We start from the raw sequence: 13,729 nt of genomic DNA, 5'->3' as shown, positions 1-13,729 counted from the left end.
TTTTTTTATACATCTACGAAAATCAATTTTAAAAAATATTTTTATACAAATGGATCACCAAGTTTAAGACAACAGCTAAGACAGGAATTTTTAGCTTGGGAAACGTTACAAAGATCATTGTTTAGCTCAAATTTTCTCTACCATCGATAAAAATTTAGTTATTACAAAAAAATGAGGAAATAAGTTAATTATTTTAGAGTTACTCTCTCAAATAGCATAGATCAACTTCCATCTACACTTTCATCTTCTTCAGCATAAAAGTGTAATGACTGATTAGAGCAATCATTGAAGCTCAAAGTTTCAATAGATGTGAGAGTAAGCAGAATGTGAGTTGAAAATTTGCTGTCAACCCTAGATGTTTTAGCGATGAGTATGTATAGACATTACAATGCCCATACCTGCAAGCGTTGCAATGACTGCCGTACCACCATAACTCATGAGTGGCAATGGATCACCCGTTACTGGAAGTATTCCACTCACCATTCCACTGTTCAAAAACACAAAGAAAAAGAAAGTTAAACCTGCCGCACCGGCATAAAGACGTCCAAAATTATGGAAGCTGTTCATGGAAATAATCAAACAACGAATAATGATCGCAGCAAAAATAACAAATAATACGAACACACCAAAAAAGCCAAATTCCTCTGCATAAGCAGACATAATAAAGTCTGTATGATGTTCGGGGAGATAACCTAAATGAGACTGTGTTCCTTCATTAAAACCTTTACCAAATAGTCCACCAGAACCAATCGCAATTTTAGACTGAATGATATTCCACCCTGCACCTAGCGGATCTGATTCAGGATCAAATAAAGTTAAAATTCGCTTTTTTTGGTATTCCTGTAGAAAGAAATTCCATAATAATGGTGCAACCACTGCAAACCCAGCGACCACAGCCCCAATCAAACGCCAAGAAATACCACTTAAAAAAATGACAAAAATTCCGGGAATAATTAATCCAATGTTTAAGTCAGGCTGTAATGCGACTAAAACAAAAGGAATCATCATCAGAAATAATGCAAAGAGAATATGCATAAATTTGGGTGGTAAAGTCCGCAGACTGAAAAACCAAGCCATCATGAGTGGCATCGTAAATTTCATAAATTCACTGGGCTGCACACTCCCTAATCCAGGAATAGAAATCCAGCGTTTTGCGCCTAAGCGGACATCACCAATTAGCAATACCAAAAGCAGAAGCACAATCGAAAATGCATACAGATAAGGACTGACAATTTGATAAACTTTTGGAGGAATTTGTGCACAAATAAACAGCAAAATAAAACCGATACCAAAACTGGTCGCCTGACGAATCACCATGCTTGAATCATGATTGGTTGCACTATAAACAACCATGAGTCCAAAAGCTGCGTTTAATATCAAAAAACCAAGTAACCATGGATCTAAATGTAATTTAGTCCAACGTGACGAATCATGTTTGATTGTTCGTCCATCTCTCAAGGCATGACGCAAAAAACGGTACTGTTGTGAAGGTATCATTGGCTGAATTGCATATTCTAAGTGGCGTTATTATAAGACAATGTTTTGGCTATTTAAGCAAAGTCCCAAACATAAAACTAAATTATTTCGAGTCAGACTGTGACTGAAGAATCAGACGAGCAAGTTCTAAATCTTCAGGATAAGTAATTTTAATATTATCAGATCGTCCAATCACCACATCTACTGGATGATGAGCATATTCAAGCGCACTCGCTTCATCCGTGATTGTGATCTTGTAAGTTAATGCATGTTCAATCGAGGTTTTTAGCAATTTAATGGTCGACAATTGTGGAGTTTGTGCTTGCCACAATGCACTTCGATCAACAGTTTTTTCAATGGCACTCGACTGATCTACTCTTTTTAAAGTATCACGTACAGGCGTTGCTAAAATTGCGCTATGCTTAGATTCGATAACATGGCGAATCAAAGATTCTAAATTACTCAAGCTCACACAAGGTCGAGCAGCATCATGCACAAACACCAGATCATTTTCATCTGCAATATTGGTTAAATAATTTAAACCATTAAGTACAGAATCAACCCTCTCCTGACCACCTAAGCAGAAATGAAGGATTTCTGATTTAGCAAATTGAAGTGTCTGAGCAAATTGGTCATGCTCTGAGATTGCCAACACATAGCCAGCAATAGGCAATTGAGCAATACGTTCTACAGTATGCTCAAGTACAGTTTTATTCTGGATAATTTGATATTGCTTTAACGCTGATTTGGAAAATCGACTACCAGAACCTGCTGCCGGAATAATAGCCCATAATTTACGGTTGTTCAGATTCAGGTTGTCTAGACTCATTGGTTCTTAAATCTACGTTAGCATTTGGGTCGATGTAAATCGGCTTGTAATTCGTACTAATTGTACTCATTTGAATAAACGTTTCATGAGGCTTAATTAAGCCAAGATCTAAACGTGCATGTTCTTCAATCGCCTCTACACCATTTTTTAGATCATATACTTCAGCAGCCAGAATACGATTACGCTCTTTTAACTCTTCATTTGTTTCAGCTTGTTGATTCATTTGCTGAAGTAGCGCCTGATGAGGGAAATATCCTCCTTCACCGAGCCAAAAGCGATATTGAAAGATGGCAATTAAAATTATTGCCACCAGCAAAATAACTTTACTTGAAGTAGTTTTAAAGACGTCTAACATTATATTTGAGGCTTAGTTAACATCATGAAATTAGAGCACTAATATACCCTAAAACAAAGAAAGGTAGTATGTGTAACTGTGTTAAATATGCAAATGTTAAACAAATTCACATTGATTGATTTCTTTTAAAAATATGTACTGTTAAATATCAAAAGTTATTGAATATTCTAGAGTCATTATATTTACACTTTTTATTTCATAGCTTAATAACAAAAAAAACCACTCTTTACAGAGTGGTTTTTTGAAATTCAAAATAATCTAAACGATTAATTTAAACCTTTAAACTCAGCTTTACCGCGGTAAATAGCATTCGTTAATTCTTCAATACGAAGTAATTGGTTGTATTTCGCTACACGGTCAGAACGGCAAAGTGAGCCAGTTTTGATTTGACCAGCACCAGTACCTACTGCAAGATCCGCAATTGTAGAATCTTCAGTTTCGCCAGAACGGTGAGAAATCACTGTAGAGTAACCATTTGCTTTAGCAAGATAGATCGCATCTAAAGTCTCAGTCAACGTACCGATTTGGTTATACTTAATCAGGATAGAGTTACCAACTTTTTCGTTGATACCACGTTGAAGGATTTTAGGATTTGTAACAAACAAATCATCACCAACCAATTGAATCTTGTCGCCAAGAATCGAAGTTAGGTAAGACCAACCTTCCCAATCAGATTCATCTAAACCATCTTCAATAGAGATAATTGGATATTGGTTTACAAGACCTGCAAGGTAGTCAGAGAATTGGTTGTTTGTGAATGCTTTATTGCCTTCACCAGCAAGGATGTACTGACCATCTTTGTAGAATTCTGAAGATGCACAGTCAAGCGCAAGCATAATGTCAGAACCTGCTTTGTAGCCAGTTTTTTCAATTGCTTCAAGAATAACTGTAATTGCTTCTTCGTTTGAACGTAAGTTCGGCGCGAAACCACCTTCATCACCAACAGCAGTATTTAAACCTTGTTTCTTTAAAACTGATTTTAAAGAATGGAAGATTTCTGCGCCTGCACGAAGTGCTTCAGAGAATGAAGTGAAGCCAACTGGCTCAATCATGAACTCTTGGATATCAACGTTGTTGTCCGCATGTGAACCACCGTTTAAGATGTTCATCATTGGAACAGGCATTGTTAAAATGCTGTTGTTACGAAGGTCTGCGATGTATTGGAAAAGAGGAATTTTCTTTTCGTCAGCAGCAGCACGCGCAGCAGCCAAAGACACTGCCAAAGTTGCGTTCGCACCTAATTTTTCTTTGTTTTCAGTTCCGTCTAAAGCGATCATCGTATTATCGATGTCTTTTTGTTCGAATACTGATTTACCCACTAACGCGTCACGGATTAACGTGTTTACGTTGTTCACAGCAGTTTTAACACCTTTACCTAAATAACGTGCTTTATCGCCATCACGAAGTTCTAAAGCTTCACGAGAACCAGTTGAAGCACCAGATGGTGCACATGCACGGCCAACTACGCCAGATGCTAAGATAACGTCTGCTTCGATGGTTGGGTTACCACGAGAGTCCAAAATTTCACGTGCACGAATGTCAACGATTTGGCTCATGAACAATTCCTCAGTTGATTAATAAAACGATGCGTCTAACGCTGCATCAGTGTGTATCTAATTTTTTGAAACCTTTAACCAAGGTATCCAATTCTTTAAGCTGAGCTAAGAATGGCTCAAGTTGAGACATTCGAAGAGCGCAAGGTCCATCACATTTTGCTTTTTCTGGATCAGGATGTCCTTCCAGAAAAAGACCTGCTAGACCTGTCGCCATACCCGCACGCGCTAATGTCGTAATTTGTGCGCGACGACCACCTGCTGAATCTGCACGACCACCCGGGGTTTGAAGTGCATGTGTCACATCAAAGAAGACCGGCACATTCATTTCTTTCATGATGTCGAAACCAAGCATATCGACAACCAAGTTGTTGTAACCAAATGCTGAGCCACGCTCACATAAAATTAGCTTGTCATTCCCTGCTTCCAAACACTTATGCAAGATATGACGCATTTCATGCGGTGCTAAGAATTGCGCTTTTTTGATATTGATAATGGCTTGAGTTTTTGCCATTGCCTCAACAAGATCTGTTTGACGGCTGAGGAAAGCAGGTAATTGAATGATGTCAGCCACTTCAGCCACAGGTGCTGCTTGATATGGTTCATGAACATCTGTAATGATGGGTACATTAAAATGTTTTTTAATGTCAGCTAACCACTCAATTCCTTTTTCAAGACCAGGTCCGCGGAAAGAATTTAAGCTCGAACGATTTGCTTTATCAAAGCTTGCTTTGAAAACATATGGAATATCCAAACGTTTGCAAATATCAACATAAGTTTCTGCAATTTCAAAAGCTAAATCTTTTGATTCAAGTACATTCATTCCGCCGAATAATACAAATGGCAAATGATTTGCCATTTGTATATCGCCTAAACGTACAATTTCTTGTGCTTTTAATTGTGACATTTAAACTTCCTAGTTATGTCCTAAGACATTCATTATTTCGATTTTTGATACTGTTTTTTAGCAGCATCAATAAAACCAGCAAATAATGGATGACCATCACGTGGAGAACTTGTAAATTCCGGGTGGAATTGTACAGCAATAAACCAAGGATGTTGAGGAATTTCAACAGTTTCAACTAAACGTTGGATTGGTGAATAACCAGAAATTTTCATACCTTTTTCTTCTAAAGTAGGAATATAACGATTATTCATTTCGTAACGATGGCGATGACGTTCAATAATTTCTACTGAACCATACACTTCTGCAGTTTTAGTGCCTTCAACCAATTCTGATTTTTGAGCGCCAAGACGCATTGTTCCACCAAGATCAGAATCTACAGAACGTTGTTGTACTTCACCACGTTCGTCTAACCATTCCGTAATCAAACCAATTAAAGGCGATTTAGTTGAACGGTTAAATTCAGTTGAAGTTGCATCTACGATACCAGCAACATTACGTGCGTATTCAATGACCGCAAGTTGCATACCCAAGCAAATACCAAGGAATGGAATTCCATTCTCACGTGCGAATTTAATCGCTTGCATCTTACCTTCAGTACCGCGCTCGCCAAAACCACCAGGAACTAAGATTGCGTCAGCATCTTTCAACACTTCCGCTACATCTTGGCTTTCTAGTTCTTCGGCATTGACATAATCAATTTGAACTTTAACGCGGTTTTGGATACCTGCATGTAAGAGTGCTTCGTTTACAGATTTATAAGCATCTGGAAGTTCAACATATTTACCCACCATGGCAACACGAACAGTGTACTCAGGATTTAATAGTGCTTCTACGACATTATCCCAATCTGAAAGATCGGCTTCTGGTAAATCGTTATAACCAAAACGCTCGCAAATTAAATCATCAACGTCTTGTTCATAGAACGTACGTGGAATTTCGTAAATTGTGCGTGCATCTTTACACACCACAACTGCACGAGCTTCTACGTTCGTGAACAACGCAATTTTACGCTTTGTATCAGCATCAACATCGTGTTCAGTACGACAGATCAAAATATCTGGTTGAATACCGATTGAGAGTAATTCTTTCACCGAGTGCTGAGTTGGTTTTGTTTTCAACTCTGCAGCTGACTTGATATATGGCAACAACGTTAAATGCATCAGCATTGTGCGTTTGTGACCAAGTTCAACCATTAACTGACGAACAGATTCCATGAATGGGAGAGATTCAATGTCACCTACTGTACCGCCAATCTCAACAATAGCAACGTCATAGCCTTCGCCAGCGCGAAGAACACGTTCTTTAATATTGTCTGTAATGTGTGGAATAACTTGAACTGTTCCACCAAGGTAATCACCGCGACGCTCTTTATTTAAAACGTCTTGGTACACGCGACCAGATGTAAAGTTATTAAGCTTGGTCATTTTCGCACGACGCAAGAAACGTTCGTAATAACCCAAGTCTAAGTCAGTTTCCGCACCATCCTCTGTGACAAAAACTTCACCATGTTGGAACGGGCTCATCGTCCCTGGATCGACATTAATGTATGGATCCATTTTCACCATGGTTACTTTTAATCCACGGGCTTCTAAAAGTGCAGCAACTGAAGCAGCTGAAATACCTTTACCTAGTGATGAAACAACACCACCAGTAACGAAAATAAAATGGGTCATTGGGTTTCTCGTACAATCGAGCCTAAATCGGCCTGCAATGTTGCGCAATTTTACTTTACTCTGTACCTATAAAGCAAAGTCAATCCGCATCAATTCAAAGAACAATAAACAATTGGTTATTCTATCATCATTTCCAATAAAGATTCACGCACACTTTCAGTGATTTTCATCTGTTAATTTGCTGTTATACTACGTTAGTCGATCTAGCTAGTTTGTTTTGAGCAACTATGAATAAAAAACTTTTAATCTCTGGTGCAATCTTATCTGCACTCCTCGTTACTGCATGTGTAAAAAAAGAAGCGCCTAAGGAAGAAGAACAGGAACAAACTGTTGAAACAACTGAACAGGCAGAACAAATTGAGAACATTGAGATTTCTGAACCAGAAATCGAACCTGAGCCACCAACTCAAGTTGAAATTGAGCATCAGGAAACAAACAATACGTCAGCGACTATTCGTCGTGAATACCGCGATGCTCCTGCACAAACGAATCCTGCCCCAGCACCAGCTGTTGAAAATGTAGAACGCCCTACACCTTCTCCAAGTGCATCAACAGGTGGTTCTCAATCTGAAGATGATGCTGTTGCCGCTGCTATTGCTGCTGCTACCCCTGCTTTAGAAAACTAATTTTCGAATTTAAAAAAACCGAGTGACAAGACTCGGTTTTTTTATGTCAACATGAATGAAAGTCAAATTGTTATTCATTTATAAAAAACAAAAATTGTCAGGCTTTCTCTAATTCTAAAAAAAATTCTGCAATTAATTTGTGTGCCCAAGATTCTGGATTTTTATTACCTTCATAGAAACAGCAATGGCTTCCTTTTTTTGTGGTCACTACTGCCATGTTCGGCATATGTTGAATCACTTCTTTATAAGGCTCTAAATTGCGGATATGGCATACTGGATCGTCTTCCGAATTTAAAATCATCAACGGCACTCTAATCTTCTCAAAGACATAGATGGGATTTGTCGCTTTACAATATGCGTCATAATTTTCAAATCCAGCGAACTGATAATATTTTTTTTCAAAATCAAATAAATCTTTAGCAACACTCAGTTGCTTAAAACTTTCTAAATTTCGCCAATGTTGCTCATATGGTTTTAAAAAATGTGCATTTAACTTTTTTGCCATCAAACGGCTATAAAAAGGATGAACATTTGAAAAACCAGTTTCCGTATTGTATCCAGGACAAAGTGCGAAAGCCGCTTGAATCGGTGTGGAACTTTCTTCCTCCCCTAAATATCTGACCAATAATCCAGTTCCTGCTGAAGACCCAACTGCATACAATTTAGAATATGGCAAGCGCTGTTGAATATGTTCAATCTGCTCTCTTAGATCTTGCGTGTTTCCAAAAAGATTAATTTTAGGAACTGAAAGTGGTAGACCTGCATGCCCTCGTCTTAAACACAATGCGATACGCCAACCAGTTACTTGATGTAAGTCTCTGACCAATTCTCTCATACTGGCTGGACTTCCAGTAATGGTATGTAGCACTAAAATAGTAGGTGTTTCCGCAGGCAGATGCATACCATACCAAGCAATACCCGTCGTTCCCCCATCAGACATTGTTAACTGTTCAATGAAGTCATACTCTAATTTTACGGTTTTCTTTCGAATTTTATCAAAATACACCAAGTGAGCATGCGTATTCGAGAGCCACGGCGTTGGTGTATATTTATAATGCAAACGTTTCAAGTTTGAAATCACATGCGCTAACTCACCTTGCGGATTAAAATAGATTGAAGGTATAGCTGCACCAGTAAAATAATCAAATTGGGTTTGAGTGAATTCCTGCACCCACTTGAAACGCTGATTAAGATTCATACAGACTCCGAATTTACTTACTCCAATTCATAAGCCAAAAACATGCCTAATTTATTTTGGTAGAAATTGAGCCATACGTTGGCCCATTTGCAACGCCAAAGCTTCTAAGCCACTTTTAGGCCGAATCATCACCTCAAAGTCAATAATTTGACCTTGCTCATTAAACTGGATCATATCAATCCCTTTTAATGTTTTTTCACCCACATTTGCGGAAAATTCAAGCACAACACTGAGCCCATCTGCTGTGTAGAACTCACGGTGATAACGAAAATTTTCAAAGATCTCAATCACATTGGTCAAAATAAAAGTAACAACTTGTTGCCTGGATAAGGCTTAAATGCGACGGGTGATTTAAATACGACTTCTTCAGACAAAAGCTCATTCAATAGACTTAAATCATGCGTTTCAAGCATGTGGTGCCAACGTTGAATAGATTTTTGTGTGGTTTCGAGTGTCATTTTTATGTCCTTTTTGTGTATCAGTTCAACCTTTTAGAAGAAAAGGGAGAATACTGCGTCAAGGAGAGGTCTCATTTAATTAAGTACCCTCTCCAAATCCTCTTCTTGCACTTTCATCTATAATATAAGAGAGAAATTTTATGGCTTAAATCTTGACAGCCAATTCAGCACCTTGACGAATCGCACGTTTTGCATCTAGCTCACCCGCTTCTTTCGCCCCACCAATTAAATGAACTTTTTTACCTGCCTGCTCAAGTTGATCAAACATAGCCGTATATGACTCTTGACCTGCACAAATCACCACATGATCCACGTTTAAGACGGTAGTTTGATCATTGATTGTGATATGTAAACCTTGGTCATCAATCTTGTTATACGTTGCACCTGGAATCATTTTTACATCGCGATTTTTTAATCCAGTACGATGAATCCAACCCGTCGTTTTACCCAAGCCTGCACCAACTGAAGTGGCTTTACGTTGTAATAAGTAGATTTCACGTGATGGCTGTTCTACTTGAGCAGGTTTTAAACCTCCTACATTAGAATATGATGTATCAATTCCCCATTCATCATAAAATTTTTGAGGATTCAAGCTTCCACTTTCCCCCTCATGGGTTAGATACTCAGCAGTATCAAAACCAATACCACCAGCACCAATAATCGCAACACGCTGTCCGACTGGTTTTTTCTCTCTTAAAACTTCGATATAAGACAACACTTTTGGATGATCAATTCCTTCAATATCTAAATGTCGAGGTGTCACACCTGTAGCGACTACAATTTCATCAAACTGATCTGTATTGAGCTCTTCAAAAGTTGCAGTATGGTTAAGTTTTAATTGAATTAAAGGCTGCAACTCAATTTTTCGCTTAAAGTAACGCAATGTCTCATAAAACTCCTCCTTTCCTGGAATCGTTTTTGCAATATTAAATTGCCCCCCAATTTGATCGGCTGCTTCAAAAATGGTGACCTGATGACCACGGTCAGCTGCATAAGTAGCAAAACTCAATCCTGCAGGACCTGCACCAATGACAGCAATTTTTTTAGGCGTATGGGTTTCTTTAAAAATGAGTTCAGTTTCATGGCATGCACGTGGATTAACCAAGCATGACGCAATTCTGAGTGAAAAAATATGATCCAAACACGCTTGGTTACAGCCAATACACGTGTTGATTTCGTCACTTCTACCCTGTTCAGCTTTTAGTACAAATTCTGCATCTGCAAGCATTGGGCGAGCCATAGAAATCATATCTGCATGACCTGAAGCTAACACGTGTTCAGCCATTTCAGGGGTATTGATACGATTTGAGGTAATCAATGGAATATTAACTTCACCTTTTAGCTTTTCTGTCACCCATGTAAATGCTGCTCGAGGTACTTTCGTTGCAATCGTGGGTATACGCGCTTCATGCCAACCAATCCCTGTGTTAATGATAGTCGCTCCGGCTTTCTCAATTTCTTTTGCAAGATGGATGACCTCCTCAAGCGTTGAACCGCCCTCAACCAAGTCGAGCATCGAAAGTCTATAAATGATAATAAAGTTTTCACCCACCTCTGCACGGGTACGTTTTACAATTTCAATCGGCAAACGAATGCGGTTTTCATAACTCCCACCCCATTCGTCATCACGGTGATTGGTACGTGCTGCGATAAATTCATTGATGAGGTAACCTTCAGACCCCATAATCTCAACACCATCATAACCTGCATATTGAGCCAGCTTTGCACAGTTAGCAAAATCATCAATGGTTTGATGAACTTCAGCCGAGCTTAAAGCATGAGGTTTAACTGGATTAATTGGTGCCTGAATTGCTGATGGTGCAACGTTTTCAGGCTGATATGAATATCGACCAGTATGCAAAATCTGCATTGCAATCTTACCGCCAGCATCATGTACTGCTTGTGTAATGATTTTATGTTTCTCAGCTTCAGCAATCGAGTCTAATTTTGACCCTCCCGCAAAAGTCACACCAGCATCGTTGGGTGAAATTCCCCCCGTCACGATAAGACCGACCTGTCCTTGAGCACGCTCAGCATAAAATGCGGCCATACGTTCATAGCCACCTTCAACCTCTTCTAAACCTACGTGCATTGAACCCATCAATACACGATTTTTTAAAGTGGTAAAACCTAAATCTAGTGGTGCAAGTAAGTTTGGATAATTTGACATTCTGACCTCATGGCTCGCGTTTGCTTGCTATTATTGTGTGTTTCATGCAACTTGTTGCATAAATATATATTCTAATTTTGCTTTTTATGCAACATGTTGCATAATTAAGTTGATTCAACATTTTACGATATATGATTTATGTCTTTAGCACATGTTTTGTTGACCAGTCTCATTGAAAAACCAAGTACAGGTATTGAACTTGCACGTCGCTTTGACCGTTCTATGGGATTCTTTTGGAATGCAACTCACCAACAAATCTATCGTGAACTCAATGCTATGCAAAAAAAAGGTTGGATTTCGACTATTGATGAAGGTGATCCCAACTCGAGAAAGAAAAAATATAAAGTTGATGCTCTAGGTCGAACTGAACTTGCCAATTGGATGGTACAGCATAGTGAGCCTGCCCAACTCAGAGAAGAATTGATGGTGCGTTTAAGAGCTGAAGCACAACTAGGTGGTAATAATGTGCTGACAGAATTGGAGTCTCATTTAGAAATTCATAAAAATAAGTTAAAAATATACCAAGCGATTTACGACAAAGATTTTGCCAATAAAAATAATGATGATCGTACACTCTATATTCATAAAATGATTCTTCAATTAGGCATTGAATTAGAGCAAGGTTGGATCAGTTGGTTAGAACGTGTAATTCCACAATTGAAAAGAATGAATACAAAATAAAGGATATATCTATGCCATTTTATACCATGCAAGATGACGAAAAATTATATGTTCGTGAAATAGGTCAAGGTGAACCTGTTTTGGTGCTATCTGGTTTAGGAATGCAAAGTTGGCAATGGATTCCTTTTTTTGCATTTAATTTAAAGAAATATAAATTTATTATTCCTGACTGGCGTGGTTTTGGTGGGTCTAAGCATTGTAAAATTCCAGATGCTGATGCTATTTCAAGTCACTGGAACGATATTCAGGCATTGATCAGTCAACGCCCTAGACAACAATATAAAGTGATTGCTTATTCTATGGGGGCAACTACTGCCATGCATGGTATGCAATATGGTCAATTTGCTGATCAAATCCAAGCATACTTGCATATTGATCAAACCCCTAAAATACCTTCTGATGAAACTTGGAGTTTCGGGCTATTGGGCGATCGCTATCCAGAGTTCAAAAAGCTACTCATCGAACTTTCTTCTTTTTTACATCAACATGAAAATTATCAAAACCTGAGTGAATTACCTACTCACTTAAGCCGCGAATTAGTCGAGCTTTGGGTTAAATTTTTATCTTTACAAGATAATCATCAATTGAGCGCTAAAATTTTTAAAACAACACTCAATCAACCGAAAATTCAAAAGTTAATCCTCCCTATGCAACGTCTCGACTATATGCGTTGGTACATTGACAACTATCTAAACCATAAAGAAGATTACAGAGCCGCGATCTCAAAGTTAGAATGTCCAGCAACTTTTTTTATGGGCGCTAAATCCGCACTCTATCCAGCGCAAGGGCAAAAGCTCATTGCTGAATCGGTTAAAAATCATCGTATCGTACTGTTTGAGCGCTCAGGGCATACGCCTTTGATCAATGAACCCATTAAATTCGCACAAGAAATTTCTAAATTTCTGAATCAAACTATATAAGCTCTAATGAATATTTGAATATTAAGTTGATCCAGACGTCATACGTGGGCATAAAATCAATAGGATGGAGATTGGATGAATCAGTCTAAAACAAAGCTTGTGATTTTTTCGGGTGCTGGTATGAGTGCCGAAAGTGGTATCAATACATTTCGAGATAGCGATGGACTTTGGGAAAACCATCGCATAGAGGATGTCGCAACGCCCGAAGCTTGGCGTAACAATCCTGTTTTAGTACAGCGCTTTTACAATGAACGGCGAAAAAAAATTTTAGCATCTGAACCTAATGCAGCACATCTTGCGATTGCAGCACTTGAACAACATTATGATGTACATGTGATCACGCAGAATATTGATGACTTACATGAACGCGCTGGAAGCAAAAAAGTACTACATCTTCATGGAAATATAAGACTGGCCAAAACCTCAGGGCCAGATGCTCAATTCACAGACAAATTTTACACAATTGAAGGTACTGAACTGGATATTTCTCGTGACTTCTGTGACGCTGGATATCCGCTTCGTCCACATGTCGTATGGTTTGGTGAATCCGTTCCCGCTTTTGAAGAAGCAGAAGTGATTTGCCAGCAAGCTGAAATCTTTGTTGTGATTGGAACAAGCTTAGCTGTTTATCCTGTTGCAAGCTTAGTACACAGTATTTCACCAAGCTGTGATGCGTATTATATCGACCCTAAAGCCGATCTCGGCCGTGTGCCACAACACTATACATGTATCTCAAAATCAGCAACCGAAGGAATGCAAGATTTGGCTAAACTTCTTTCTTCAGTTCAGCCAAATTGAGGCATGGGCTTATTTGAGTTTATCAAAATAAGGTTTTAACCATCGATATAACAAGAAGCCAATTAAGACAATCAAATACAAAGGC

General features: G+C 38.6%; 12 protein-coding genes and 1 pseudogene. 4 read left to right on the top strand and 9 right to left on the bottom strand.

From position 1 onward, the window contains the following. Positions 1-360: 360 nt before the first annotated feature. The 6 genes from rodA to AC1M9H_RS01480 all read right to left on the bottom strand — a co-directional run bounded on the left by rodA (position 361) and on the right by AC1M9H_RS01480 (position 6,793). Positions 361-1,497 (bottom strand): rod shape-determining protein RodA, encoded by a 1,137-nt coding sequence (rodA, locus tag AC1M9H_RS01505; RefSeq protein ID WP_092766373.1) that lies wholly within the window; start codon positions 1,495-1,497, stop codon positions 361-363. An 82-nt stretch (positions 1,498-1,579) separates the two neighbouring features. Beyond that, a complete protein-coding gene (gene ispD / locus AC1M9H_RS01500) occupies positions 1,580-2,305 on the bottom strand; it encodes a 2-C-methyl-D-erythritol 4-phosphate cytidylyltransferase (protein ID WP_481607421.1) in 726 nt (241 codons plus the stop codon). Beyond that, positions 2,271-2,660, bottom strand: coding sequence for a cell division protein FtsB (ftsB, locus tag AC1M9H_RS01495; protein ID WP_035263725.1), 390 nt, complete (start codon positions 2,658-2,660; stop codon positions 2,271-2,273). Before ftsB ends, ispD begins: the two co-directional genes overlap by 35 nt. A 266-nt stretch (positions 2,661-2,926) precedes the next feature. Beyond that, positions 2,927-4,216, bottom strand: a complete 1,290-nt coding sequence (gene eno / locus AC1M9H_RS01490) for a phosphopyruvate hydratase (protein ID WP_180027787.1) — start codon at positions 4,214-4,216, stop codon at positions 2,927-2,929. 46 nt (positions 4,217-4,262) lie between these two features. Next, complete coding sequence (kdsA, locus tag AC1M9H_RS01485; protein ID WP_035263729.1) at positions 4,263-5,120, bottom strand: 3-deoxy-8-phosphooctulonate synthase; 858 nt, start codon at positions 5,118-5,120, stop codon at positions 4,263-4,265. Between the two features lie 32 nt (positions 5,121-5,152). Next, positions 5,153-6,793: a CTP synthase gene (locus AC1M9H_RS01480; protein WP_035263731.1), complete on the bottom strand. Its 1,641-nt coding sequence runs from the start codon at positions 6,791-6,793 to the stop codon at positions 5,153-5,155. A 227-nt stretch (positions 6,794-7,020) separates the two neighbouring features. Between AC1M9H_RS01480 and AC1M9H_RS01475 the strand changes: the two genes are divergently transcribed. Beyond that, positions 7,021-7,419: an internalin gene (locus AC1M9H_RS01475; RefSeq protein ID WP_481612583.1), complete on the top strand. Its 399-nt coding sequence runs from the start codon at positions 7,021-7,023 to the stop codon at positions 7,417-7,419. A gap of 97 nt (positions 7,420-7,516) precedes the next feature. On the opposite strand, the gene AC1M9H_RS01470 is transcribed toward AC1M9H_RS01475, so the two are convergent. The 3 genes and pseudogenes from AC1M9H_RS01470 to AC1M9H_RS01460 form a co-directional block, all read right to left on the bottom strand. Further along, on the bottom strand, positions 7,517-8,617 hold the full coding sequence (locus AC1M9H_RS01470) for a YheT family hydrolase (protein WP_481612582.1): 1,101 nt from the start codon (positions 8,615-8,617) through the stop codon (positions 7,517-7,519). Between the two features lie 51 nt (positions 8,618-8,668). Next, a pseudogene (locus tag AC1M9H_RS01465) lies at positions 8,669-9,075 on the bottom strand (nuclear transport factor 2 family protein). 145 nt (positions 9,076-9,220) lie between these two features. Further along, a complete protein-coding gene (locus tag AC1M9H_RS01460; protein WP_481612581.1) occupies positions 9,221-11,245 on the bottom strand; it encodes a 2,4-dienoyl-CoA reductase FMN-binding domain-containing protein in 2,025 nt (674 codons plus the stop codon). A gap of 138 nt (positions 11,246-11,383) precedes the next feature. Here AC1M9H_RS01460 and AC1M9H_RS01455 point away from each other — a divergent pair, with 138 nt between their 5' ends. The 3 genes from AC1M9H_RS01455 to AC1M9H_RS01445 all read left to right on the top strand — a co-directional run bounded on the left by AC1M9H_RS01455 (position 11,384) and on the right by AC1M9H_RS01445 (position 13,644). Continuing rightward, positions 11,384-11,926: a PadR family transcriptional regulator gene (locus tag AC1M9H_RS01455; protein WP_481612580.1), complete on the top strand. Its 543-nt coding sequence runs from the start codon at positions 11,384-11,386 to the stop codon at positions 11,924-11,926. 11 nt (positions 11,927-11,937) lie between these two features. Beyond that, positions 11,938-12,846: an alpha/beta fold hydrolase gene (locus tag AC1M9H_RS01450; protein ID WP_481612579.1), complete on the top strand. Its 909-nt coding sequence runs from the start codon at positions 11,938-11,940 to the stop codon at positions 12,844-12,846. A 75-nt stretch (positions 12,847-12,921) separates the two neighbouring features. After that, positions 12,922-13,644, top strand: a complete 723-nt coding sequence (locus AC1M9H_RS01445) for an SIR2 family NAD-dependent protein deacylase (protein ID WP_035263745.1) — start codon at positions 12,922-12,924, stop codon at positions 13,642-13,644. Positions 13,645-13,729: the final 85 nt, after the last annotated feature.

It is taken from the genome of Acinetobacter sp. ANC_7512 (genome assembly GCF_056779935.1).
Note: the sequence above shows the minus strand (reverse complement) of the source record. Positions and strands in the feature narration are given on the sequence as shown.